The following is a 23,079-nucleotide window of genomic DNA, read 5'->3' on the forward strand; positions in this document are numbered from 1 at the left end:
GACCAAGACCAGCAGCCGCCCCGCCGCGCCGGGCGGAACAAGGCTGCGAGGGCGTCGGGCCTACCCGAACCGCCCGCTCTTCGGGAAGCCGTTCGGCGGCGCCTTGCCCGCCCCGGCACGGTTGCCGCGCCAGGTCGTCAGGTCGGTCTCCAGCCGCTGCCGGTCGCCCAGCATCCAGGTCAGCCCCTCCTTCCGGGTGAAGACCTTCACGTCGGCCAAGATCGTGTCCGCGTCCTTGTAGCTCTGCAGCTGCACGCCGCGGCCGCGCGCCATCTCCGGCACCTGGTCGAGCGGGAAGACCAGCAGCTTGCGGTTGGTGCCGATGACCGCGACATGGTCGCCCTCGGCCTCGACGCAGACCGCGGCCTCCTTGCCCGGCTCGGTCACCAGCACCTGCTTGCCGGTGCGCTTCTCCGCCAGCAGGTCCTCGCCCTTCACCAGGAATCCGCGGCCATCGGTGGCGGCGACCAGGAAGCGGTGGCCCTCGGCATGCACGAACATGCGGATGATCGTGTCCTCGTTGGTCATGTCGACCATCAGCCGCACCGGCTGGCCGTCGCCGCGGCCGCGCGGGATCGTCTCGGCCTTCAACGTATAGGCACGGCCGTTGGTGGCGAACAGCACGACGCGGTCGGTGCTCTGGGCATGTACCCAGGTGTGCAGCTGGTCGCCTTCCTTGAAGCGCAGCTCGGCCTCTGGCGCGACATGGCCCTTCTGCGCGCGGATCCAGCCCTTCTCCGAGAGGATGACGGTGATCGGCTCGCGCTCGACGAAGGCGGCCTCGTCGACCAGCACCGCCGGCAACAGCCGCCCCGTCTCGGTCCGGCGGGTGCCGAGCGGCCCATCGCCGAAGGCCTTCCGCGTCGTCTCGATCTCCGCCTCGATCGCTGCCCAGCGCTTGGGCTCGGAGCCCATCAGCGCCTGCAGGCCCTTCTGCTCCTTGCTGAGCTTGGTGTGCTCGCGGCGGATCTCCATCTCCTCGAGCTTGCGCAGCGCGCGCAGCCGCATGTCGAGGATGGCGTTGGCCTGCAGCTCGGTCAGCGAGAAGGTCGCCATCAGCGCCTCCTTCGGCTTGTCCTCCTCGCGGACGATGCGGATCACCTCGTCGAGATTGAGATAGACAACGAGGTAGCCGTCGAGGATCTCGAGCCGCCGGGCGATCGCCGCCAGGCGATGTTCGGTCCGCCGCACCAGCACGACGTGCCGGTGCTCCAGCCAGGACCACAGCACCTCGGGCAGGCCCATCACCCGCGGCGTGCGCTCGGCGTCCAGCGCGTTCATGTTGAGCGGCAGCCGCGTTTCCAGGTCCGTCGCGCGGAACAGCGTCTCCATCATGACCGCCGGGTCGACCGTGCGGCTCTTCGGCTCCAGCACCAGGCGGACGATGTCGGTGCTCTCGTCACGGATGTCGCCGAGCAGCGGGAGCTTCTTCTCCTCCAGCAGGGCGGCGATCTGCTCGATCAGCTTGGCCTTCTGCACCTGGTAGGGGATCTCGGAGACGATGACGTGCCAGGTGCCGTTCTTCGCGGCGACCTTCTCCCAGCGCGCGCGCAGCCGGAAGCCGCCGCGTCCCGTGCGGTAGGCTTCGCGGATCGCCTCGGGCGGTTCCACCAGAACGCCGCCGGTGGGGAAGTCGGGGCCGGGGATCGCCGCCAGCATCGGCGCGAGCGAGGCATCGAGGAATTCGGCCCGCGCCGTGCCGTCCGCATGCAGCGCCACCTGCTCGAGGCCCAGCTTCCGGTCGCGGAAGACCTGCAGCTGCGCCAGGGCGGCGGCGCAGAGCTCACCCGCATTGTGCGGCGGGATGGAGGTCGCCATGCCGACCGCGATGCCGTTGGCGCCGTTGGCCAGCAGGTTCGGGAAGGCCGCCGGCAAGACCACCGGCTCCTGCTCCTCGCCATCGTAGGTGGCGCGGAAATCGACGGTGTTCTCGTCAATCCCCTGGAGCATGGCCTGGGCGACCTCGGTCAGCCGCGCCTCGGTGTAGCGCATGGCCGCGGCGTTATCGCCGTCGATATTGCCGAAATTCCCCTGGCCCTCGACCAGCGGGTAGCGGGCGGCGAATTCCTGCGCCAGCCGCACCATGGCGTCATAGATCGCCGCGTCGCCATGCGGGTGGTACTTGCCCATCACGTCGCCGACGATGCGGGCGCATTTCTTGAAGCCCGCCGCCGGGTCCAGCTTGAGCTGGTGCATGGCCCACAACAGCCGGCGGTGGACCGGCTTCAGCCCGTCCCGCACATCCGGCAGGGAACGGGACATGATGGTGGACATGGCATAGGCCAGGTAGCGTTCCGACAGGGCGGTCGCCAGCGTCTGGTCCTTGATGGTGCCGCCGTCCGGCGACGCGGGCGGGGCCTTGGTCTGGTCGGGCATGGGTCAGGGATTCGCGCTTCGTTCCCCTCCCTTCTAGCCGGTCGGGGCGCCCGGCGCCACCGCCATGGCGTCAGCGGGCCAGCGCCGCCATGACCTCCTCGACCGTCTCCCGCACCGCGACGTCCCGCGTATAGAGCAGCCCGACCATGACCAGCGCGGTCCGCGCGCCCTCGGCATGCCGGGCCTCGGAGCCGCGGATCAGCACGATGCGCTCGGCCGCCAGCCAGGTGCGCTGGCCGCTCGGGTCGGTCAGCGGCACCAGCCGCAGCCCGGCGGCGGCGAGGCGCCGGACCAGGCTCTCCATTGGCTCGGTGGTGCGCTGCTGCACCCAGGCGGCGGTGTCGATCACCGTCTCGCCCTGCAGCCGGCCGATGCGGACCACTTGCGCGACGGCCAGCCGGACCGGCCCCTGCCCGGCGGGCGGGGCGAGGTCGATGAAGGTGCCGGAGGGGGTGGGGAAAACCTGGTCCGGCGCGGCATCTGCCGGCATGGCAGCCAGGCCGAGGTCAGCCAGACCAATGGCAGCGAGGCAAAGCAAGGGTGTGACGCGACTGGCCGGCACGCGCCGCCTCCCGCTGCGGGTGAACCTTTGAAAACTTATCACAACCCGGCGCCCAGCGCGCCCACCCGATCGGCCAGCATCGCCCGCGCCTGGGGCAGCCCGCCCGGCCGGTCGCCGAAAACGTCGCGCGAGAGGAAATGCCCGGTCAGCCGCAGGCCGGCGAGCCATTCCGGCGGCCCCTCCCCGCCCCACTGCCCCAGCAGGTAGCGCGGCAGCGGCAGCAGCCGGTCCCGCCAGGGCTCACCCGCAACGGCCGAGACCGCCCGGCCGGTGCGGGGCGAGACCCAGGCCAGGTCCTCCGCCGTGCCGGTCGCGGCGCAGCGGGCGAGGTCGAGGCCATAGCCGAGCTCCGTCAGCAGCTCCGCCTCCCAACGCACATAGTCCGGCAGCAGCGGTCCGGCGCCGTTGCCGAGGCGGGCAACCAGCGAGACCAGCCCCTGGAAGCAGCGCGGATGCGGCTCCCGCTCCGGCAGGGCGGCCTCGGCCACGGCACAGGCGGCCGAGAGCAAGGCGAGGGCCAGCGGGTCCTCCATCGCCAGCGCCGCGGCGGGGTGCACCAGCTCCCCGGTCAGGGCGCCGAGCTGGTCGGGCAGCCGCGCCACCCAGCGCGCCTCCACCAGGTTGCCGCGCTGCCAGACGGGCGCCTGGGCGCGGGAGGCGCCACCCTTGGCGAGGCCGGCATGCCGCCCGTGTGCCTCGGTCAGCAGCGAGACCACCGCGCCGCTTTCGCCGAGCGGGCGGGCGTCCAGCACCACGGCGGGGGCCTGCCATTCCATCGCGGGATCATATGGGAAGCCGTGCGCTTCAGGACACCGTGCGCGCTGCATTGCGGCAACGGTCGGGAGCAACCCGGGGCCGGTCCGCATTGTTCCATCATTCGGGAGAGCGGGGGACCGAGCACGATGGCGGAGACCGAGGAGCTGGCCCGCCTGCGCCCCCTGCCGTTCCGCTTCGCCGGGCTGGCCGGCGGCTTCTGGTCCGGCCCGACCCGTTGGCAGGCGGTGGCGCTGACCGCCATCCTGTTCAGCCTGACCGCGGCGGAGATCGCCCTTTCGGTCCGGTTCAACACATGGCTGGGCGAGCTTTTCGACGTGCTGGACCGCCGCGCCGCGACGGAATTGCCGGCGCAATGCGCGGTGCTCGCCGCCCTCGTGCTCGGCTTCGGGCTGCAATCCGGGCTGCACCTGACCTGCCGGCGGGCGCTGCAGCTGCGCTGGCGGCGCTGGCTGACCGATCGCCTGGCCGGCGCCTGGCTGCACCGCGCCGCCCCGGCCGAGACCGACCCGGGCGCCGCCAACATCGACGGCCGCATCGCCGAGGACATCCGCATCGCCACCGAGGAGGCGGTCGAGCTCTGCGGCTCGCTCTGGCAGGCGACGCTGCTGCTGGTCGTCTTCGGCGGGCTGCTCTGGGAGCTGTCCGGCAGCCCGACCTTCCACCTGTTCGGCCGCGACGTGACCATCAGCGGCTACCTGGTCTGGCTGGCGCTGCTCTACGCCCTGGTCAGCGGCGTCGCCGCCTTCGCGCTGGGACGGCCGCTGGTGCCGGCGACGGACCGGCGGCAGGCCGCCGAGGCCGAGTTCCGCGTCGCCCTGGTGCATCTACGGGACAGCCCGTCGGCGGCGCGGCGCGGCGGCATGGACCGGCTGCGGCCGCTCTTCGCCATGGTCGGGCGGACCTGGGACGGCCAGACCCGCAGCATGGCGCGGCTGGCCGGCTACAATGCCGGGCATGGTCGGGTGACGACGACCTTTCCCATCCTCGCCGGCCTGCCCGGCTATTTTCAGGGCGTGATGACCCTCGGCGGGCTGATGCAGGGCGCCCAGGCTTTCCAGCAGCTGGCCGCGGCGCTGACCTGGCCGGTGACCAGCATGGAGCGCATCGCCACCTGGGGTGCCTCGGCCGAGCGCGTGCTGGCGCTGGAGGCGGCGCTTGCCGAGCAGGAGGCACGGCTGCCGGCGGCCGCCCTGCCGGTGCCCGCGGAGTAGGAGGGCTCGGCGGAAAAACCTATCCCCCCCTAGTTTCTCCTCCTTCAGGCGCCTCGGACATCGGCCGTGCCGCGGGTGCCGAATAACGATGTCGAGGTTCGGCCCGGAGCGGATGGTGCCCCTCCCCCCCCCGCTCTGGCGCCCCCTCACGGGTCTGCAAGCGCCGCCTGCACCTTGCGCGCCAGCGTGTCGAGGTCGAAGGGTTTGTCGGTCGCGGCGCTGCCCGGCAGCAATTCCGTGCCGGCATAGCCGGTGATGAAGAGCAGCGGCAGGCCCGGCAGCCGCGCCCGCACCGCCTCAGCGACCTGACCGCCGTTCATGCCGTTCGGCAGGCCGACATCGGTCACCAGCATGTCCACCTGCGCGCCGCCCTCCAGCAGGTCCAGCCCCGCTGGCCCGTCTGCCACCTCGAGCACCCGGTACCCGAGCTCGCGCAGCCGCTCGGCGGCCAGCTCGCGGGCGATCCGCTCGTCGTCCACCAGCAGCACGGAGCGATGCGCGCCGGCCCGGGCCGGGGCCGGGGCATCGATCGGCTGTTCCCTGACGCCAAAGGGCAGCGTCTGCGGCAGGCAGAGCCGCGCGGTGGTGCACCGGCCCGGCACGCTCTCGATCCGCACCAGCCCGCCGGATTGCCGGACGAAGCCGTAGACCTGGCTCAGCCCGAGACCGGTCCCCTGGCCCTGCGGCTTGGTGTTGAAGAAGGGCTCGAAGACGCGATCCACCAATTCGGGAGGCATCCCCTTGCCGGTATCGACGACCGGGATCGCCACGTATTCGTCGGGTGCCGCGGCCTCCCGCCCGGATTCCTGCCCAATCCGGATTCCTGCCCAAGGAGATCGGCGGCGGAGAGCACGATGTCCTCTGTGCCGATCGTCAGCCGGCCACCCTCCGGCATGGCGTCCCGGGCATTGATGCAGAGATTGAGCAGGGCGCTTTCCAGCTCGCTGGGGTCGCAGACCACCCGGGCCTTGCCGTCGCGCAGATGCAGCTCCGGCCGGATCGCCGGGCCGACGGTGCGGCGGACCAGGTCGGCCGTCCCCGCCACCAGTGAATCCGGATCCACCGCCTTGGGCTCCAGCCGCTGCCGCCTGGCAAAGGCCAGCAGCCGCCGGGTCAGGCCGGCCGCCCGGTCCACCGCCTGCCGTGCCGGCTCGAGGTGGCGCTCGACCTACGCCAGGCGGCCCTCCCCGGCCCGCCGCCGAGCCATCAAGGCTGCCGGCGATACCCTGCAGCATGTTGTTGAAGTCGTGCGCGATGCCGCCGGTGAGCTGGCCGACCGCCTCCATCTTCTGCGCCTGGCGCAGCGCCGCCTTTGCCCGCTCGCGCTGCGCCATCTCCGCCCGCAGGCCGTCGAGCGCCCGGCGCAGCTCGGCGGTACGCCCGACGACCCGCGCCTCAAGCTCCTCGCGGCTGCGCGCCAGCCATTCGCGGGCGCGCACCTGGTCGTCGATGTCGGTCGAGGTGCCGAACCACTCGACGACATCACCGGCGGCGTCGCGCACCGGGGTGGCGCGGGTCTGGAACCAGCGCCAGCTCCGGTCGGCGGCATGGAAGGTCCGGTGCTCGACGGCGTAGAGCCCGCGCGCCTCCGCTTCGGCCCAGGCGGCCACGGTCGCGGCGCGGTCGTCGGGGTGGATGGCGTCGAGCCAGCCGCGGCCGACGCTCTCGGCCTCGGTCTGCCCGGTATAGCTCAGCCATTGCGAGCTGCCCCAGATCCGCTCGCCCGAGCTGCGCGAGCGGAAGACGAGCTGCGGGATGCCCTCGACCAACGAGCGCAGCCGCGCCTCGCTGTCGCGCAGCGCTGCCTCGGCCCACTTCCGGTCGGTGATGTCGAGCACCAGCTCGACCGCGGTGCCGTCGTCCAGCATGCGGCCGGCAAAAGATCCCCACCAGCGCGACCCGTCGGGGCGCAAGTCTTCCTTTTCGAAGGGTGCACCATGGCCCTCCGTCTTCAGCGCTTCCATGGCGCGCAGGGTCTTCGGCATCCACTCCGGCGGCGTCAGCTCGTCCCAGCGCAGCCGGCCCGCCTCCAGCGCCTCCCGCCCCTGTTTGCTCATGCGCAGGAAGGCATCGTTGGCATCGGTGATACGGCCGTCGAAGGTGAAGAAGACCACGCCGACCGTCGCGACCTCGGCGATGCGGCGGAACCGCTTCCCGCTGCGGCGCAGCCGCGTCTCCCGGTTGCGCAGGTCACGATTGGCGTGCAGCCGGTTGACCGCCGCGGCGATCAGGTTGGCGTAGGTGGTGAAGAAGGCGGTGTCGCTGTCGTTGAACTGCCGCGGCACGCGGCTGTCGATCTGCAGCACCCCATAAGGGCCGGTCGCCCTTCGCCACGCCGATGACGACATTGGCCACCGCCTTGACCCCGGCCTTGACCAGGAATTCCGGGTAGCTGAAGCGCGTCTCGGTGGCGCTGTCGGGGGAGATCATCGGTCGCTTGGTCTTCAGCGCATGGCCCTCCGAGTTCCGCTCGGACGCCTTGGTGCTCGCCTGCCCGACCACGCCGGGCGGCCAGCCGACGCCGGCGCGTACCAGCAGGGTCTCGCCGTCCGGCTGGATCTCCATCACCTTGGCAAGCCCGGTGCCGAGCGCCTCGCCGACCAGGCGGCAGGCCTCGGTCAGGATCTCGTCGAGGCCCTCGGATCCGAGGGCCTGCTGGCCGAAGCGCGCCAGGGCGGACTGTTGTGCGGAATGATGTCGAAGCTGGTCGGGGTTCCAGCCATGGTCTGCGCTGGTCAAGCCGTGTTCTCATGCGCTGCAAGCCGGCACCTTGCGGTGACGCCGACCCGTCTGGCAGGGAAGGCTATCCCGGAGCCGGTTTGCAGCCGGGGACCGGAGCGCCTCGGTCGGCCATGCAACCAACCCGATGCGGACTGCCGCCATGAGCGGTTCGACGCTACACCCCCGGCATGGCCATGCACGACGACGACGACGACGATGAGGGCCCGCCCGGCCTGCCCGCCGGCACCCCCTTCTACATGACCCCCGCCGGCCAGGCCGCGCTGGCCGAGGAACTGCGCCGCCTCTGGTACGACGAGCGGCCGAAGGTGGTGGAGGTGGTCTCCTGGGCGGCCGGGCTCGGCGACCGCTCGGAGAATGCCGACTACCAGTACGGCAAGCGGCGGCTGCGCGAGATCGACCGCCGCGTCCGCTTCATCCGCAAGCGCCTCGAGCGGGTGCAGGTGGTCGACCCGGCGGCGCAGACCAAACGCGGCACGGTGTTCTTCGGTGCGACGGTGACCTATGCGCGGGAGGACGACCGTGAGGTGACGGTCACCATCGTCGGCGTGGACGAGGCCGACAGCGCGGCCGGGCGGATCTCATGGGTCTCGCCGATCGCCCGCGCGCTGTTGGGCCGGCAGGTCGGCGACGAGGCGAAGCTGCGCACGCCACAGGGCACGGAGAGCATCGAGGTGGTGGCGATCCGCTATCCCGATCCCTGACCGGGCGTGAACGACCGGCCCGAGCTTGCGTTTGCCGTATCATGAGCGAACCGTCCGGCCACCCCGCCCCGCCCCGTTTCCAGGACCACGGGGCGGCGACGCTGCCGGCGGTGATCCTGGACGGCTACAACGCCGAGCTGCGCACGCCGGAGGGCTTCCTCGGCGACCGCGCCAGCAGCCGTGCCTTCAAGGCGCTGCTGGACCATTGGCGCAAGCGCATCCGCGACAGCGCCGAGGATGACCCCCTGGGCGACGCGCCCACGAAGGACATCCCTCGCAGGAAGCTCGATGAACTGCTCGCCAATGGCGACACCGAGGCCGCCGGGCTGGTGCACGGCGTGGTCGAGGAGTTCGCCCAGTCCCTGGCGACCGTGGTCCGCGCCCTGCTGAAGGAAAAGCACTGGCGCAAGGTCGAGCGCATCGTGGTCGGCGGCGGCATGCGCAGCAGCCGGGTCGGCGAACTGGCAATCGGCCGCACCGCGATGATCCTGAAGGGCGAGGAGATCGACGTCGACCTGCAGCCGATCCGGCACGATCCGGACGAAGCCGGGATGATCGGGGTCGTCCAGCTCGCGCCGCCCTGGATCTTCAAGGGGCATGACGCGCTGCTGGCAGTCGACATCGGCGGGTCCAACATCCGTGCCGGGCTGGTGCGGCCGCACTTGAAGAAGGCTTCCGACCTTTCGGCCGCCTGCATCTGGGAATGCGAGATCTGGCAGCACCGCGCCGACCGGCCGGCGCGGGAGGCGGCGATCGACCGGCTCTGCGACATGCTCGGCGACCTGCTGCGCAAGGCGGAGAAGCGCGGGCTGCACCTTGCGCCCTTCATCGGTGTCGGCTGTCCCGGGCATATCGAGGCCGACGGCAGCATCGCAAAGGGCGCCCAGAACCTGCCCGGGAACTGGGAGAGCAGTCGTTTCAACTTACCGGAGCGGCTGCGCAGCACTCTGCCGGAGATCGACGGCCAGGAGACGGTGGTGGTCATGCACAACGACGCCGTTGTGCAGGGGCTGAGCCAGGTGCCCTGGATGGGCGACGTGAAGCACTGGGGCGTGCTGACCATCGGCACCGGCCTCGGCAATGCCTGCTTCACCAACCGGGAGCGGTAGCTGGACAGCCTGCCCCGCCGGGCCGACAAATCGGCCGAGGCACGGGACAGCGGGACCAGGACGCGATGCAGGACGGGCTCAGCACCACCACCGAGGCGCCCGAGGCGTGGCTTGCGGGGCTGGAGGCCGATGCCCGGCGGCTCAAGACGCCCTGCGGCGACGGCACCATGGCCTGGCACATCTGGGGCGAGGGTGAGCCGCTGGTGCTGCTGCATGGCGGCAGCGGGTCCTGGCGGCACTGGGCGCGCAACATCGGCCCGCTCTCGCAGCACCGGATGGTGGTCTGCCCGGACATCCCCGGCCTCGGCGACAGCGCCATGCCGCCGCAGGCCGAGAGCCCCGCCCCGGTCGCCGCCATCATCCGCGCCGGGATCGGCCAGGTGCTGGGCGCGGCGCAGTGCTACGACCTCTGCGGCTTTTCCTACGGCGCGCTGCTATCCGGCCATGTCGCGGCGCAGGCGGGCGAGGAACTGCGCAGCGTGACCCTGGTCGGCGCCGGCGCGCTCGGCCCGAAGCGGCAGGTGACGGAGCTGACCAAGGTGCGCAGCCTGGAGGGCGAGGCCCGCATCGCCGCGCACCGTCACAATCTAGCCGCGTTGATGTTCGCCGACCCGGCGAAGATCGACCCGCTGGCCCTGGCGATCCAGGAATGGAACACCCGCCACGCCCGCTTCGTCAGCCGCGGCTTTGCCGGCAGCACCGGGCTGCGCGACAGCATCGCCCAGGCGCGCTGCCCGGTGGCGCTTCTGTATGGGGAACGCGACGCTATCGCCTGGCCGGAGCTCGAGCTCCGCTTCGCCGCGTTGCGGAGCGTGCAGCCGGAGGCCTGGACCGGCGTCGTCCCAGGCGCCGGCCACTGGGTCGCCTATGAGGCGGCGGCGACATTCACCGCCATGCTGCTGGACATGCTGCGCCGCCGGATCGGGTCGTAGGCGGCACGCCCGCCCTGCCCTATCCTGAGCGGATCGGGAGGCCAGCATGACGCAGCATGCCATCACCCTGGGCCGCCGTGCCCTCTTCGCCGGCGCCGCGCTTGCCGCAGCGCCGGCCCGGGCGCAATGGGCGCCGCCGCGGCAGGTCCGCCTGGTGGTGCCCTTCACCCCGGGCGGCGGCGCCGACACCACGGCGCGGCTCTTCGCGCCCAGCTTCACGAACTTCCTCGGCCAGCCCGCGGTGGTGGAGAACCGCCCCGGCGGCGGCGGCACCATCGGCGCGCAGGAGGTCGCCCGCGCCGCGCCGGACGGCACCACGCTGCTGGTCGATGCGGCGAACCAGGCGGTGGCGCCCTTCATCTTCCGCAACCTGGCCTTCGACTACGCCACCGCCTTCGTCCCGATCAGCCGCGTCACCGTCTACCCGCTGATCCTGGTCGTGAAGGCCGACAGCAAGCTCGCATCGCTGGAGGCGCTGCTGGCGCAGGCACGGGCAGCGCCGGGACGGCTGAGCTATTCCTCCTCGGGCAATGCCATTTCCAATCACATTGCCACCGCGCTGCTGGCCAGCCGGGCGAAGGTGGAACTGACACACGCGCCCTATCGCGGCGGCGGGCCGGCGCTGCAGGCGGTGCTGTCGGGCGATGTCGATTTCGGCTTCGCCACCGTCGCCTCCTCCGCCGCCCTGGTGCAACAGGGGCAGCTGCGGGCACTAGCGGTCTCCACCGCGCAGCGGGTCGCGACCTTGCCCGACGTGCCGACCGTCGCCGAGCTGGGCTTCCCAGGCTACGATCAGGCCGAATGGAACGGCGTCTATGGCCCGGCCGGGCTGCCGGCCGAAGCGGTGGCGCGCATCCATGCCGCCTGCCTGGCCGCGCTGGCCGATCCGGCGGTGCAGCAGCGACTGGCGACGCTCGGCGCCATCGGTCTCGGCACCGACCCGGCGCATTTCGCCGCCTTCCTGAAGACCGAACGCGCGTCCATGGAGACGCTGGTGCGCGACGCGAAGATCACCGCTGACTGAGATGGAGCCGATCTTCGATGCGCATTTCCACATCTTCGCGGCCGGCGGGCCGATGCCGGGAAATGCCGGCTTCGTCCCGCCGCCCTTCGGGGTCGAGGCATACCGCGCCCGGGCCAGGAAGCTCGGCATCACCGGCGGGGTGAACGTCGCCGGCAGCGTGCAGGGCGGCGATCCGCGGCCGCTGCTTGAGGCCGCGGCGGCGCTCGGCCCCGGATTCGTCGTGGTGGCGCAGGCGGACGCAGCGCAGGACGAGGCGGCGATGCGCGCCCTGGCGGCGTCCGGCGTGCGTGGGCTGCGCTACAGCCTGTATCGCGGCCAATGGGCCGATCCGCATGCCGTCGCCGACCATGCCTCACGCGCTGCGGGCTGCGGCCTGCATGCCCAGGTCTATGCGGACGCCGCGGTGCTGGCCCCGGCGGTCGCAGCGCTAGCCCGCCTGCCGGCGCTGGTGATCGACCATCTCGGCATGACCGAGGCAGGGCTGCCGGTGGTGCTCGACCTTGCCCGGGCCGGGGCCAAGGTGAAGGCCAGCGGCTTCGGCCGAGTCGCGCTCGACGTGCCGCGGGCGCTGGAGCGCATCGCTGCCGCCGCGCGGGAGGCGCTGATGTTCGGCAGCGACCTGCCCTCGGTCCGCGCCGCGCGTCCCTTCGCGCCGGCCGATATCGACCTGCTGCGCGCGGTCCTGGTGCACGACACGGCGGCCGCCTTCTACCGGGCCGGCTGAGCCCCCGCCATCAGCCCTTCCCAGCGCGCCACGTCGCGGGCGACATACCCCTCAGACTCCTCGGGCGGCGTCGCCAGCACGCGGTCGACGCCGAGCTCGGTCCATTTCTTCCGGATCGCCTCGGTCCCCTGCACCCGGGCGATCGCCGCATGCAGCGCCTGCTTGGTCGGCGCCGGAGTCGCCACCGGCACGAAGACCGCTTGCCAGACGACCATCTCGGAATCGACGCCGATTTCCCGCCAGGTCGGCACATCCGGCGCCGCGGCGCTGCGGGCCGGAGAGGTCACCGCGAAGGCCCGTGCTTGACCGCCCTTCGCGGTCTGCAGCCCGGTCAGCGCGATGTCGTAGACCAACTGGATCCGCCCCGCCGCCAGGTCGAGCGTCGCCGGCGCCCCGCCTCGGTAGGGGATCTCGTTCATCGCAAGGCCGGTGGTCTTGAGGAACAGCAGCGCCGCCATCCCGAGCGTCCCGCCGCCGCCGGTGCTGCCATAGTCGAACTTGCCGGGCGCGGCCCTGACCTGCGCCAGGAATTCCCGCCCGTCCTTGGCCGGGAAGTCGTTCGAAACCAGCATCACCATCGGCATCTCCGACAGGATGGCAATCGGCGAGAGTTGCTTGATCGGGTCGATCGGCGCGTTCGGCACCACCACGCGCAGCACCGCGTGGCTGGTATTGTTGAACAGGATCGTATGTCCGTCGGCCGGGGCGCGGGCGACGAATTCGGCGGCGATCATGCCGGCCGCGCCGACCCGGTTCTCCACCACCACTGGCTGCGGCAGGACCTGCGTCAGCGCTTCCGCCAGGACGCGGGCGCCGACATCGGTGGCGCCGCCGGCGGTATAGGGCACGACCAGCCGCACCGGCCGGTCGGGCCAGGTCTGCGCCGCGGCGGGCAGCAGGGCGGCGAGCAGGCCGAGCAGGCCCAGGGCAAGTCGTGTCATGGTTCGTGTCCTCCCGGCGGTGGCGCCCGTTGCCACGGCAATGGACGCAGGCCGCGCTTTAGGCTTCCTTAAGCGCCGGAATGCAAGCCCGGCTTCAATCCGAGGACGAGGGAGGAAAAAGATGAGCCAGACACTGGCCATGACCGTCAACGGCCGTGCCGTGAGCGTCACCGTGGACGACCCCGAGATGCCGCTGCTCTATGCGCTGCGGAACGACCTCGGCCTGACCGGGCCGCATTACGGCTGTGGTCTCGGCCAGTGCGGCGCCTGCACGGTGCATGTGGACGGCGTCGCGGCGCGGTCCTGCCAGCTGCCGGTCGGCGCCATGGCGGGCAAGCGGATCACCACGCTGGAGGGCCTCGGCACCGCCGGGAAGCCGCACCCGGTCCAGGCCGCCTTCATTGCCGAGCAGGCGGTGCAATGCGGCTACTGCGCCAACGGCATGATCATGGAGAGCGCGTCCTTCCTGGCGCAGACCCCGAAGCCGACCGAGGCGCAGGTGCGCGAAGCCCTGGCCAGCAATATCTGCCGCTGCGGCACCCAGCCGCGCGTGGTGCGCGCCGTGCTGCGCGCCGCGGCGCAGGCCTGAGGGAGGCGATCATGGACGGCATGCAGCTCTCCCGCCGCGGCCTGTTCGGAACCGGCGGCGCGCTCGTGGTCTCCTTCGCCCTGGGCGGCGCGAAGCCGGCCGCGGCCTGGACCGAAAAGCCCGTGGCGCTCGAGCAGGTGGACAGCTTCCTGGCGATCGACGCGCAGGGGCGCGTCACCACCTATGTCGGCAAGGTCGATCTCGGCACCGGCCTGCGCACCGGCTTCGCGCAGATCGCCGCCGACGAGCTCGACGTGCCGATGACTGCGGTTTCGGTGGTCGAGGGCGACACCGCGCTGACGCCGGACCAGGGCCCGACCTACGGATCGCTCGGCATCCAGATCGGCGGCGTGCAGCTGCGCCAGGCGGCGGCGACCGCGCGCGCCCTGCTGGTGGCGGAGGCCGCCTCCCGCTTCGGCCTGCCGGCGGAGACGCTGCGGACCGAGGACGGCGCGGCGATCGCCCCGGACGGGCGGCGCATTGCCTATGCCGCCCTGGTCGGCGGCAAGGCTTTTTCCCGCGCCGTCGACCCCGGCGCCACCATCAAGCCGCCCGAGGCGCGCAAGGTCGTCGGCAAGCCGGTGCCGCGCGTCGACATCCCCGACAAGGTGATGGGCCGCTTCGCCTACGTCCACGACCTCAAGCTGCCGGGCATGCTGCACGGCCGCGCGGTGCGGCCGCCGGCGATGGGCGCGGTGGCGGAGGCGGTGGACGCCGCCTCGGTCGCCGGCATCCCCGGCATCGTCAAGGTGGTGCACGAGAAGGGCTTCGTCGGCGTCGTCGCCAAGACCGAATGGGCGGCGATCAAGGCGCAGGCGGCGCTGAAGGTGCGCTGGTCCGCCTGGGCCGGGCTGCCGGAGCAGGCAAAGCTCTGGGAGCATGTACGGGCGACGCCCGTCGCGCAGCGCCAGGTGACCAGCGAGAAGGGCGACCCGGCAACGGCGATCAAGGGCGCCGCGACGACGCTCTCGGCAAGCTACGACTTCGCCATCCACACCCATGGCTCGATGGGTCCGTCCTGCGCCGTCGCCGAGTTCAAGGATGGCCGCCTGACAGTCTGGACCGCTAGCCAGGCGACCCACAACCTGCGCAAGCAGCTCGCCTTGATGCTGGGCCAGCCGGTCGAGCAGGTGCGCTGCATCTACCAGGAAGGTGCGGGCTGCTACGGCCGCAACGGGCATGAGGACGCGGCGGCCGACGCCGTGCTGCTGGCCAAGGCGGTCGGCAAGCCGGTCCGCGTGCAGTGGATGCGGGCGGAAGAGCATGGCTGGGATCCGAAGGGCCCACCGACGCTGATCGACCTGCGCGCCGGGCTCGACGCGCAGGGCAAGGTGGTGGGCTGGGAAAGCGAGGCCTTCATCCCGAAGGGCGCCGGCGGCAACGTGGACCTCGTCGCCGCCGAGCTCGGCGGGCTGCCGCGGGAAAACCTGCTCAGCCCCGGCAACATCGTCCACAATCTGGCGGTGCCCTACGGCTTTCCGGCGGTGCGCACCACCTGCCTGCGGCTGGAGAGCACGCCATTCCGCCCAAGCTGGATCCGCACCCCGGGCCGGATGCAGAACACCTATGCCAGCGAGGCCTTCCTCGACGAGTTGGCGGCGGCGGCCGGCAAGGACCCGCTGCAGTTCCGCCTCGAGAACCTCGACGACCCGCGCGGCCGGGAGGTGCTGGAACGCTGCGCCCGCTTGGCAAATTGGCAGGCCCGCCCCTCGCCGCAGCGCGACCAGTCCGGCGAGATCCTGCGCGGCCGCGGCGTGACCTACGTGAAGTACGAGCTGGTGCGGACCTATGTCGCCGGCGTCGCCGAGGTTGAGGTGAACCGCCGCACCGGCGAGATCCGCGTGACGGAGTTCTTCTGCACGCATGACTGCGGCCAGATCATCAACCCGGATGCGGTGACGGCGCAGATCGAGGGCAACGTCGTCTCCACCCTCAGCCGCACCCTGAAGGAGGAGCTGACCTTCGACCGCGGCACCGTCACCAGCCTCGATTGGGCGAGCTACAGGACGATCACCTTTCCGGAAGTCCCGAAGATCACGGTCGAGCTGATCGACCGCCCGGCGGAGAAGCCCTGGGGCGCCGGGGAACCCGCCGCGGCGATCGTGCCGAGCGCGGTGAGCAACGCGGTCTACGACGCGACCGGGGTCCGCCTGCGCAGCGTGCCCTTCAGCCCGGCCAAGGTGCGGGCGGCGCTGCAGGGGGCATGAGGCGGGGGGGAGGTTAAGCACATCCTCCCCGAGCCCCCGGCTGCCCTTTTGCCGGTCGGATGCCGCCCCCGGGATCACGCCCATTCCGCCCGGTGCGTGCCAAGCGGCACGGGCGGCAGCGCCCAATGCGGCGGGGTTTCCGGCAGGCGGCCGGAATGGCGCAGCGCGGTCAGGCGGCCGAAGCCGCTCGGCGCGGTTTCCAGCAGGTCGCCCAGCTCCTCGAGCTTCGGCACCGGCACCCCGAAGCCGTCCTCCAGCCGGCCGAGGCCGCGCAGCCACTGCCCGGTCCCGGCGAGCGATACGGTCACCTTCCAGGACCCGCCCTCCGCCGCCCGTCGCAGCAGCGCCGCCAGCGTGCCGAAGGCCAGCAGGAAGCCGGAGGCATGGTCGAGCGCCTGGGCCGGCAGCACGCGCGGGTCAGGGTCGGCCGGGTCGGCGCCCGCGGCCACGGCCTCCGCATGGTTGAAGCCGCTGGCGGTCTGCACCAGGCTGTCGAAGCCGCGCCGTCCGCCCCAGGGCCCGACCTCGCCATAGGCGGAGAGCGAGGTGCAGACGATCCCCGGCCGCAGCGCCGCCAGTGCCTCCGGCCCGAAGCCATGCGAGGCGACGGCGCCCGGCCGATAGCCCTGGACGAAGACATCCGCCCCGGCGGCCAGGCCGCGCAGCACCGCCCGCCCGGCCTCGTCCCGCAGGTCGAGCGCCGCGCTGCGCTTGCCGCGGCCGGTATCCGGAAGCAGGTCGTCGAAGCCCGGCAGGTGCGCGGCGCTGACGTGCAGCACGTCGGCGCCGTGCGCCGCCAGGGTCCGGCCGCAGACCGGCCCGGCGATGACCCGCGTCGCCTCCAGCACCCGGATGCCCTCCAGCGGGCGGACGCCGCGCGGCGGCAGCGGCGTCGGCGGCGCCTCGCCGATCCGCTCCAGCCTGACCGGCGGCAGCGCCGCCACTGCCTGGCCCTGCGGATGCACGTCCCATTCGGCGAAACTGCGCATGGCGGCGACGCACATCCCCGCCTCGGCGGCGGCCTGCTCGAAGGCGAAGCCCTCCCACCCGCGCAGCGCCGCCCCGACCGCGGCGCGGTTGGCCTCGCAGCCCAGCAATCGCAGCACGCCGGCCCGGTGGTGCGGGAAGTTGGTATGCAGCCGGACCCAGCGACCGTCGCCGCAGAGATAGGTGCCGGCGATATCGTCCCAGCGCGCCGGCGCCGCCGCGTCGCCGAGCCGCAGGTAGCGCTCCGAGCCGAATTCCAGCGCGGCGTGACGCATGTCCACCTCGGCCTGCTGCGCCGGGCCGCCGCGCCGGCGGTGGATCTCGGCCGCCGCCGCGGTGGCCGCGGCGATCGAGGCCTGCGCCGCGGCGCCGATGCGGAAGGAGGAGGGCAGCGCCGGCTCGGCCCCGGCGAGCCTGGCAGGCGCCTCGCCCGCCAGCCCCACGCCCTGCCAAAGCCCGTCCAGGATCGCCCGTACCGCCGGTCCCGCCATTTGCGCCTCCTGCCCTGTACCGAGCCTAGGACGCTGCTGCACCGACCGGAACCCGCGCGGTCGTGGGCGGCTGGCGCTGCAACCGTTCTGCTAACGTCGAATAATCTAAGTAACTGATGGAAACAGCGATGCCGCTGCGCGTTTTACGTGTGGAAGCGTCGTTGCGACACTTCCCTCACGAAGCAAGACGAATGGAAACGACCATGGCCAATCAGCAGCAGTCTGGCGGTGGCGGCAGGAACAATCCCGGCAATTTCGCCAATGACCGGGAAAAGGCGCGTGAGGCCGGTCGCGCCGGCGGCACCCACCAGGGCAAGGCGACCAATCCCGGCAACTTCGCCAATGACCGGCAGAAGGCGGCGGAGGCAGGGCGCAAGGGCGGCCAGCACAGCCATGGCGGGCATGGCAGCGCGCAAAAGGCCGACAGCAAGGGACCTGCGACCTAGGACGGATCGCAGAGCCAGGCGCGGGCCACGGCCGTCATTCCGCATCCCGGGCATTGCAGGATGGCGTGCCTCGTGTTGACGCATGACGCCGTTGCTAGGGCGCGGCGCCGGAACAGCCCGGCGCCGCAAGCCCCGGCCAGCCGGCGAAGCGGACAGATATCGTCTCCTGGCGCCCGCCATCCTCACCCTTGCGGTAATCGCTTCAGTTGCGGGCGGCAATGAATCCACCCCTGCGCCGCGGGCATTCGCCGCCTTGCTGAGGTCGGATGCCGGCGGTCTGATCACCGGTTCAACTGCGGCGCCGGGCCTGCCGCACCGTTGGCCCGAGGACCCAATGGAGCGGCGCGCGTCCCGCTTCCCGGCGCTTTCCCGCCCGCGGGCAAGATGCAGCGTGCTGCCCGGACATGGCCGCCGATCGCCAGCGCCTGGCGGACCGGGTGCTGGCGGCAGCCCGCCGTCGGGTCCATATGGCGGGCTGGGCCGCAACGCGGCGGAGCGCGCGACACATGAAGGTCAATGTCGAGATCGATTGCACCCCGGAGGAGGCCCGGCGCTTTCTTGGCCTGCCCGACCTGCGGCCGATGCAGGATGCGGTCATGGCCAAGGTGCAGCAGCAGATGCTGGACGCCGTGAACGTCCTGTCGCCCGAGAGCCTGCTGAAGACCTGGATGCCGCTGGCGCCGCAATCACCGGAACAGATGCGCGACGCCATGGCGGCGATGTTCCGCATGTTCACCCCCGGTGGCGGCGCCGGCGGCAAGTCCGGGCCGGGCTGACCGCCAGGCGTGCGAGCCACCGAGCCACCGGCGATCGAACGGCCCGCCATAGCGCCGCGCCCGCCGCTGGCCTGGCCGCGGGTCGTGGCCGAACCCGCGGCGCGGCCGCGCGCCCGGCGCACCCGGCGCGGCGGCCTGCGGCCGGGGCTGGCGGCCTCGGCCCTGCTACATGGCGGCTTCTTCGCGCTGATCGTGCTGGCGGTGATGACCCGGGCGCCGCCGCGCGAGCCGGGTTCGACCGAGGGCTTCGCGGTCGAGTTCATGCCGCCCGAGGATGCCCCGCCCGGCGGGCCGCCGACGCCGCCGGCACCACTGCAGTCCATCCCCCAGTCCGTCCCGCCCCCGCCGCCCCCGCCCTCGCCGCCGCGCCCCCCGCAGCCGCAGCGGGACGTGGCCCCCCCGCCGCTGCCGCTGGCGCCGACGGCGCCGCGCCTCGCCGTACCGGCCGCGCCACCGGTGCCCGTTCCACCGTTACCCGACCTACGCGTCGCCGAGGCTCCGCCGCCGCTGCCGGCCCAGCCCGATGCCCTGCCCCTGCCGCCGCCCCCGCCACCCCGCCAGGAGCAGTCGCAGCAGGAAGCCTCGGTCATTGCCCCGCCGCGCCCGGCCAGGCCGGCGCCGCCGCCCACCGAACGCCTGCCCGGTCTCTGGCTGCCGGACGGCGCAAGGCTGGCACCCTCGCCCGCGCCGCGGACGGACGCTCCGGCGCGCCGGGGAATGGACCTCTCGCTCGACACCCTGTCCGTCATCGGCCGCTATCGGCCGGAGCCGCAGGTCAGCGTCCGCGGCGCCAATGTCGGGGATGACTGGCGCCGCGGCTTCCGCCGCTGGCTCGACGAGAACGTGCGCTACCCCGCCAATGCCGCCGCCGTGGGGGATGAGGGGGTGAACCGCATCCAGTTGCTGGTGGCACCCGACGGGCGAGTGAAGTCCTGGCGCATCGTGCGGCGCTCCGGCTCGGTCTGGCTGGATGCCGGGCTGGAGGGTCCGTTCCGCAATGCGGTGCTGCCCGCCTTCCCGCCAGGCGCGGATCCCGAGGGAGTGGAGATCAACTTGACCGTCCACTGGAACATCATCCGCCAATAGGCCGGCCAACCGCGCGCCAAGGCGGCGCCGCGGCGGGACGCATCGGCTGTGCACCAGGCGGGAGCCTGTCGTCGCGGCCAGCGTTACCGCGAGGGCTCCGGGCAGGGTGCGATGGCCGCCCGGGTTGCCGGAATGGCTGCTTGCCGCCGCAAGCCCCTCTCGGGTGTGCAATTGTCTGGACCTGGCTTATGCTGCGGCGCAACATAAGGCCGCGAGGAAGGAACGCCTAACCAATGACTATGCTGCCTCCGCCCCCGGCCCGCGAGCTCATGATGCGCGGGGCCGAGACCATGTCCCGCGTGATGGACCAGGCCCGCGCCCTGGCGGATGTTACCCGCCGGCAGGCCGAGGCGCTGCGGCCGGGTTTCGCCCCGCCGAAGGCGCCGCCGCCGCCCGCCAATCCCGCCACGCTGGCGCGCGACGCCGCCGAATACGCGGTGGATGCCGCGCAGCGCGCCGTCCTGTTCTGGGACACCATGCACCAGGCCGGCAATACCTTCACCGAGCACGAGGAGGCCGGCTGCCCGCCGGTGCTGTTCTTCGACTACGAGATGGTGGTCGACGGTCGCACCCTGTCGCGGCCCTGCAACTACGCCCTGGTGCGCATCCAGGTGCCGGAGGATTGCCCGCCGACCGACCCGAAGCTCAGGCCCTTCGTCATCATCGACCCGCGCGCCGGCCACGGCGCCGGCATCGGCGGCTTCAAGTCGGACAGCCAGGTGGGCGTCGCGCTGCGCCGCGGCCACCCGGTCTACTTCGTGATCTTCTTCCGCGACCCGGAGCCGGGCCAGACGATCCTCGACATCACCCGGGCCGAGGGTATCTTCCTTGAGAAGGTGCACGAGGCGCATCCGCAGGCGCCGAAGCCGGTGGTGATCGGCAATTGCCAGGGCGGCTGGGCGGTGATGATGCTGGGCGCCTCGCAGCCCGAGCTCACCGGCGCGCTGGTGCTGAACGGCGCGCCGCTCTCCTACTGGGCGGGTGAGCGCGGGCGGAACCCGATGCGCTACCTCGGCGGCCTCGCCGGCGGGTCATGGCCCGCGGCGCTGATGGCCGATCTCGGCAACGGCAAGTTCGACGGCGCCGGGCTGGTGCTGAACTTCGAGAGCCTGTCGCCGGCCAATACCTGGTTCAAAAAGTACTACAACCTGTTCCAGAAGGCCGATACCGAGGCCGAGCGCTTCCTCGAGTTCGAGCGCTGGTGGGGCGGCTACTTCCTGATGAACCGCGACGAGATCCGCTGGATCGTCGAGAACCTCTTCATTGGTGACCGTTTCGCCCGCGGCGAGATCAGCGCCGGCGGTGGCGCCACCTTCAACATGCGCGCCGTCCGCTCGCCCGTGGTGGTCTTCGCCTCGGCCGGCGACAACATCACCCCGCCCGGCCAGGCGCTGCGCTGGATCGCCGACGTCTACCGCGACGAGCAGGAGATCAAGGCGCTCGGCCAGACCATCGTCTACCTGATGCATGACGACATCGGCCATCTCGGCATCTTCGTCTCCGGCGCGGTGGCGCTGAAGGAGCATTCCGAGATCGCCGAGCTGCTGACCATCATCGACAGCGTCGCGCCCGGCCTCTACGAAATGCTGATCACCCGCGAGACCGACAGCAACGCCTGGCAGGTGGAGCTGAAGGAAAGGACCATGGCGGATATCCGCGCACGCAGCGGAGAAGCCAAGAACGAGGCCTTCCCGGCGGTCGCCAAGATCTCGGCGCTGAACCAGTCGATGTACGACCTCTTCGTCGCGCCGGTGGTGCGGCAGATGGCGACCGAGGAGAGCGCCGAGACGCGCCGGCAGATGCACCCGTTGCGGCTACGTCGGACCCTGGTCAGCGACAAGAACCCGCTGATGGCGCCGGTCCCCGCACTGGCCGAGCAGGTGAAGCGGAACCGCCGCCCGGCGCGGCCGGACAATCCCTTCCTCGCCTGGGAGAGCCTCTGGGCCGAGAGCGTCGAGCGCAGCCTGGATACCTGGCGCGACTGGCGCGATGCCTGGACGGAGATCGCCTTCCACGGCGTCTATGGCGCGCTGGCCGCGGTCGGCGTGGCCGGCGGCGAGACGCCGGAGGAGGCGCCCTCCGCCGCGTCGCTGGCCGATGCGCCGGAAGTCCGCCAGGCGCTCTCGCGCATTGCCGCCGGCGGCTATGCCGAGGCGGTGGTGCGGATGATGATCCTGCTGGCCCAGGCCCGCGGCGGCGTCCGGCGTTCGCGCCTCGCCCGGTCCAATGCGCTGATGCAGAACGAGACGCCCTTCAGCGAGATGACCGCCAGCGCCCGTCAGGCGCTGATCCGCGAGCAGACCGTGATCGCCAGCATGGCTCCGGCCGAGGCGCTGGCCGCCCTGCCGAGGCTGCTGCCGAAGCTGGCCGACCGCCGCCGTGCCATGGCCTCGGTCGAGGACGTGGCCGGGCCGGAGGAGGAACTGGGCGACGCGGCGCTGGCGATGCTGCGACAGCTGCGCAGCGCGCTCGGGCTGAGCGGCGGGCTGGTGCCGGTCGGCTACGAGGTGGCGGCCGTGCCGGACTGAGCCGCCGGGGGGGCGCCGGCGTCCCTCCCCTTACCGCCCCTTGAAGTCGGGCTTGCGCTTCTCGTTGAAGGCCTTGATCCCCTCGATCCGGTCCTCGGTCGGGATCAGCTGGTAGTATGCCTCGATCTCGAAGAGCATGCCGCTGGCGCGGTCCATCTGCAGGCCCTGGGTGATCGACTTCTTGGCCTGCCGGACGCTCAACGGCGCATTGGCGGCGATGGTCCTCGCGGTTTCCAGCACCGCCGGAAGGAGCTCGGCCGCGGGATGGAGCTTGTTCACCATGCCCCAGGCCAGCGCGTCGGCGGCCGAGAAGGGCCGTCCGGTCAGGATCACCTCCTTCGCCCGCCGCTCACCGATGGTGCGCGGCAGGTTCTGCGTGCCGCCGGCGCCCGGCATGATGCCGAGCGTCACTTCGGTGAGGGCGAAGCGCGCCGTCTCGGCCGCATAGGCGAAGTCGCAGCAGAGCGCGAGCTCGAGCCCCCCGGCGAAGGCGGCGCCGTTGATCGCGCCGAGCAGCGGCGGCGGGCAGGCCAGCACGGCGCGGGCCATGCGTTCGAACAGGTAATGCTGGGCGGAAAAATCGGCATCCGTCATGCCGTTCCGCTCCTTCAGGTCGGCCCCGGCGCAGAAGGCGCGCTCCCCCGCCCCGGTCAGCACGACGCAACGATAGGCGCCGGGGGTCGCCTCCAGCGCCTGGAAGACCTCGATGAGCTCGCGTCCCATCTGGCTGGTGAAGGCATTCGCCCGTTCCGGGCGGTTCAGCGTCACTTGCAGGATATGCTCGGCCGGCTCCTGGACCAGCAGGGTATGGAAGGCGCGGTCGAGCGCGGCGAGCTGCATGATGGGTCTCCTCGGTCAAGGGGGCGGGAC

At 72.1% G+C, this 23,079-nt stretch carries 20 protein-coding genes; 12 read left to right on the plus strand and 8 right to left on the minus strand.

The window, feature by feature from the left end:
- Nucleotides 1–60: 60 nt before the first annotated feature.
- The 3 genes from parC to recO form a co-directional block, all read right to left on the minus strand.
- The gene (gene parC / locus E2C06_RS15465) at nucleotides 61–2,376 is read right to left on the minus strand and encodes a DNA topoisomerase IV subunit A (RefSeq protein WP_133289508.1); all 2,316 of its coding nucleotides are present in this window, start codon (nucleotides 2,374–2,376) and stop codon (nucleotides 61–63) included.
- A gap of 70 nt (nucleotides 2,377–2,446) precedes the next feature.
- Complete coding sequence (locus tag E2C06_RS15470; RefSeq protein WP_133289509.1) at nucleotides 2,447–2,938, minus strand: hypothetical protein; 492 nt, start codon at nucleotides 2,936–2,938, stop codon at nucleotides 2,447–2,449.
- Nucleotides 2,939–2,976: 38 nt separating this feature from the next.
- On the minus strand, nucleotides 2,977–3,714 hold the full coding sequence (recO, locus tag E2C06_RS15475) for a DNA repair protein RecO (protein WP_133289510.1): 738 nt from the start codon (nucleotides 3,712–3,714) through the stop codon (nucleotides 2,977–2,979).
- A 126-nt stretch (nucleotides 3,715–3,840) separates the two neighbouring features.
- Here recO and E2C06_RS15480 point away from each other — a divergent pair, with 126 nt between their 5' ends.
- Complete coding sequence (locus E2C06_RS15480; protein WP_165982411.1) at nucleotides 3,841–4,926, plus strand: SbmA/BacA-like family transporter; 1,086 nt, start codon at nucleotides 3,841–3,843, stop codon at nucleotides 4,924–4,926.
- A gap of 146 nt (nucleotides 4,927–5,072) precedes the next feature.
- Here E2C06_RS15480 and E2C06_RS37600 read toward each other — a convergent pair whose 3' ends face one another.
- Together E2C06_RS37600 and E2C06_RS15500 are read right to left on the minus strand one after the other, a co-directional pair.
- Nucleotides 5,073–7,232 (minus strand): hybrid sensor histidine kinase/response regulator, encoded by a 2,160-nt coding sequence (locus E2C06_RS37600; RefSeq protein WP_165982412.1) that lies wholly within the window; start codon nucleotides 7,230–7,232, stop codon nucleotides 5,073–5,075.
- Complete coding sequence (locus E2C06_RS15500) at nucleotides 7,117–7,665, minus strand: GAF domain-containing protein (RefSeq protein WP_165982413.1); 549 nt, start codon at nucleotides 7,663–7,665, stop codon at nucleotides 7,117–7,119. Before E2C06_RS15500 ends, E2C06_RS37600 begins: the two co-directional genes overlap by 116 nt.
- Nucleotides 7,666–7,841: 176 nt before the next feature.
- On the opposite strand from E2C06_RS15500, the gene greB reads away from it, so the two are divergent.
- From greB to E2C06_RS15525, 5 genes are all read left to right on the plus strand, one after another.
- Nucleotides 7,842–8,369 carry a transcription elongation factor GreB gene (gene greB, locus E2C06_RS15505; RefSeq protein WP_165982414.1) on the plus strand — a complete coding sequence of 176 codons (528 nt, stop codon included), beginning with the start codon at nucleotides 7,842–7,844 and terminating at the stop codon, nucleotides 8,367–8,369.
- A gap of 41 nt (nucleotides 8,370–8,410) precedes the next feature.
- The gene (locus E2C06_RS15510) at nucleotides 8,411–9,478 is read left to right on the plus strand and encodes an ROK family protein (protein WP_133289513.1); all 1,068 of its coding nucleotides are present in this window, start codon (nucleotides 8,411–8,413) and stop codon (nucleotides 9,476–9,478) included.
- 65 nt (nucleotides 9,479–9,543) lie between these two features.
- Nucleotides 9,544–10,410: an alpha/beta fold hydrolase gene (locus E2C06_RS15515; RefSeq protein ID WP_133289514.1), complete on the plus strand. Its 867-nt coding sequence runs from the start codon at nucleotides 9,544–9,546 to the stop codon at nucleotides 10,408–10,410.
- Nucleotides 10,411–10,456: 46 nt separating this feature from the next.
- Entirely contained in the window at nucleotides 10,457–11,434 is a 978-nt protein-coding gene (locus E2C06_RS15520; RefSeq protein ID WP_133289515.1) for a tripartite tricarboxylate transporter substrate binding protein, read from the plus strand.
- A 1-nt stretch (nucleotide 11,435) separates the two neighbouring features.
- Nucleotides 11,436–12,158, plus strand: coding sequence for an amidohydrolase family protein (locus tag E2C06_RS15525; protein ID WP_133289516.1), 723 nt, complete (start codon nucleotides 11,436–11,438; stop codon nucleotides 12,156–12,158).
- Here E2C06_RS15525 and E2C06_RS15530 read toward each other — a convergent pair.
- Complete coding sequence (locus E2C06_RS15530) at nucleotides 12,143–13,099, minus strand: Bug family tripartite tricarboxylate transporter substrate binding protein (RefSeq protein ID WP_165982415.1); 957 nt, start codon at nucleotides 13,097–13,099, stop codon at nucleotides 12,143–12,145. The two genes, E2C06_RS15525 and E2C06_RS15530, sit on opposite strands and share 16 nt — an antisense overlap.
- A 121-nt stretch (nucleotides 13,100–13,220) precedes the next feature.
- On the opposite strand from E2C06_RS15530, the gene E2C06_RS15535 reads away from it, so the two are divergent.
- Both E2C06_RS15535 and E2C06_RS15540 read left to right on the plus strand, forming a co-directional pair.
- Entirely contained in the window at nucleotides 13,221–13,688 is a 468-nt protein-coding gene (locus E2C06_RS15535; RefSeq protein ID WP_133289518.1) for a (2Fe-2S)-binding protein, read from the plus strand.
- A gap of 11 nt (nucleotides 13,689–13,699) precedes the next feature.
- Entirely contained in the window at nucleotides 13,700–15,895 is a 2,196-nt protein-coding gene (locus E2C06_RS15540; protein WP_133289519.1) for a xanthine dehydrogenase family protein molybdopterin-binding subunit, read from the plus strand.
- Nucleotides 15,896–15,969: 74 nt separating this feature from the next.
- Here the strand turns inward: E2C06_RS15540 and E2C06_RS15545 are convergent, their stop codons facing one another.
- Complete coding sequence (locus tag E2C06_RS15545; RefSeq protein ID WP_133289520.1) at nucleotides 15,970–17,373, minus strand: CoA transferase; 1,404 nt, start codon at nucleotides 17,371–17,373, stop codon at nucleotides 15,970–15,972.
- 128 nt (nucleotides 17,374–17,501) lie between these two features.
- On the opposite strand from E2C06_RS15545, the gene E2C06_RS15550 reads away from it, so the two are divergent.
- From E2C06_RS15550 to E2C06_RS15565, 4 genes are all read left to right on the plus strand, one after another.
- Entirely contained in the window at nucleotides 17,502–17,819 is a 318-nt protein-coding gene (locus E2C06_RS15550; protein ID WP_369126537.1) for a con-10 family general stress protein, read from the plus strand.
- 404 nt (nucleotides 17,820–18,223) lie between these two features.
- A complete protein-coding gene (locus E2C06_RS15555) occupies nucleotides 18,224–18,595 on the plus strand; it encodes a DUF6489 family protein (RefSeq protein ID WP_338324212.1) in 372 nt (123 codons plus the stop codon).
- A 9-nt stretch (nucleotides 18,596–18,604) separates the two neighbouring features.
- Nucleotides 18,605–19,681, plus strand: a complete 1,077-nt coding sequence (locus E2C06_RS15560) for a TonB family protein (RefSeq protein ID WP_133289521.1) — start codon at nucleotides 18,605–18,607, stop codon at nucleotides 19,679–19,681.
- Nucleotides 19,682–19,914: 233 nt separating this feature from the next.
- Nucleotides 19,915–22,209, plus strand: a complete 2,295-nt coding sequence (locus E2C06_RS15565; protein ID WP_133289522.1) for a DUF3141 domain-containing protein — start codon at nucleotides 19,915–19,917, stop codon at nucleotides 22,207–22,209.
- Nucleotides 22,210–22,239: 30 nt separating this feature from the next.
- Here E2C06_RS15565 and E2C06_RS15570 read toward each other — a convergent pair whose 3' ends face one another.
- On the minus strand, nucleotides 22,240–23,049 hold the full coding sequence (locus E2C06_RS15570) for an enoyl-CoA hydratase-related protein (RefSeq protein WP_133289523.1): 810 nt from the start codon (nucleotides 23,047–23,049) through the stop codon (nucleotides 22,240–22,242).
- Between the last annotated feature and the right edge of the window lie 30 nt (nucleotides 23,050–23,079).

The sequence above is a fragment of the Dankookia rubra genome (assembly GCF_004355005.1).
GTDB lineage: Bacteria > Pseudomonadota > Alphaproteobacteria > Acetobacterales > Acetobacteraceae > Paracraurococcus > Paracraurococcus ruber_A.

Coding starts and splice junctions, on each gene's coding strand:
- parC (WP_133289508.1), bottom strand. CDS start 2,376: ATGCCCGACCAGACCAAGGCCCCGCCCGCGTCGCCGGACGGCGGCACC.
- recO (WP_133289510.1), bottom strand. CDS start 3,714: ATGGAATGGCAGGCCCCCGCCGTGGTGCTGGACGCCCGCCCGCTCGGC.
- E2C06_RS15480 (WP_165982411.1), top strand. CDS start 3,841: ATGGCGGAGACCGAGGAGCTGGCCCGCCTGCGCCCCCTGCCGTTCCGC.
- greB (WP_165982414.1), top strand. CDS start 7,842: ATGCACGACGACGACGACGACGATGAGGGCCCGCCCGGCCTGCCCGCC.
- E2C06_RS15510 (WP_133289513.1), top strand. CDS start 8,411: ATGAGCGAACCGTCCGGCCACCCCGCCCCGCCCCGTTTCCAGGACCAC.
- E2C06_RS15515 (WP_133289514.1), top strand. CDS start 9,544: ATGCAGGACGGGCTCAGCACCACCACCGAGGCGCCCGAGGCGTGGCTT.
- E2C06_RS15520 (WP_133289515.1), top strand. CDS start 10,457: ATGACGCAGCATGCCATCACCCTGGGCCGCCGTGCCCTCTTCGCCGGC.
- E2C06_RS15525 (WP_133289516.1), top strand. CDS start 11,436: ATGGAGCCGATCTTCGATGCGCATTTCCACATCTTCGCGGCCGGCGGG.
- E2C06_RS15530 (WP_165982415.1), bottom strand. CDS start 13,099: ATGACACGACTTGCCCTGGGCCTGCTCGGCCTGCTCGCCGCCCTGCTG.
- E2C06_RS15535 (WP_133289518.1), top strand. CDS start 13,221: ATGAGCCAGACACTGGCCATGACCGTCAACGGCCGTGCCGTGAGCGTC.
- E2C06_RS15540 (WP_133289519.1), top strand. CDS start 13,700: ATGGACGGCATGCAGCTCTCCCGCCGCGGCCTGTTCGGAACCGGCGGC.
- E2C06_RS15545 (WP_133289520.1), bottom strand. CDS start 17,373: ATGGCGGGACCGGCGGTACGGGCGATCCTGGACGGGCTTTGGCAGGGC.
- E2C06_RS15550 (WP_369126537.1), top strand. CDS start 17,502: ATGCCGCTGCGCGTTTTACGTGTGGAAGCGTCGTTGCGACACTTCCCT.
- E2C06_RS15555 (WP_338324212.1), top strand. CDS start 18,224: ATGGCCGCCGATCGCCAGCGCCTGGCGGACCGGGTGCTGGCGGCAGCC.
- E2C06_RS15565 (WP_133289522.1), top strand. CDS start 19,915: ATGACTATGCTGCCTCCGCCCCCGGCCCGCGAGCTCATGATGCGCGGG.
- E2C06_RS15570 (WP_133289523.1), bottom strand. CDS start 23,049: ATGCAGCTCGCCGCGCTCGACCGCGCCTTCCATACCCTGCTGGTCCAG.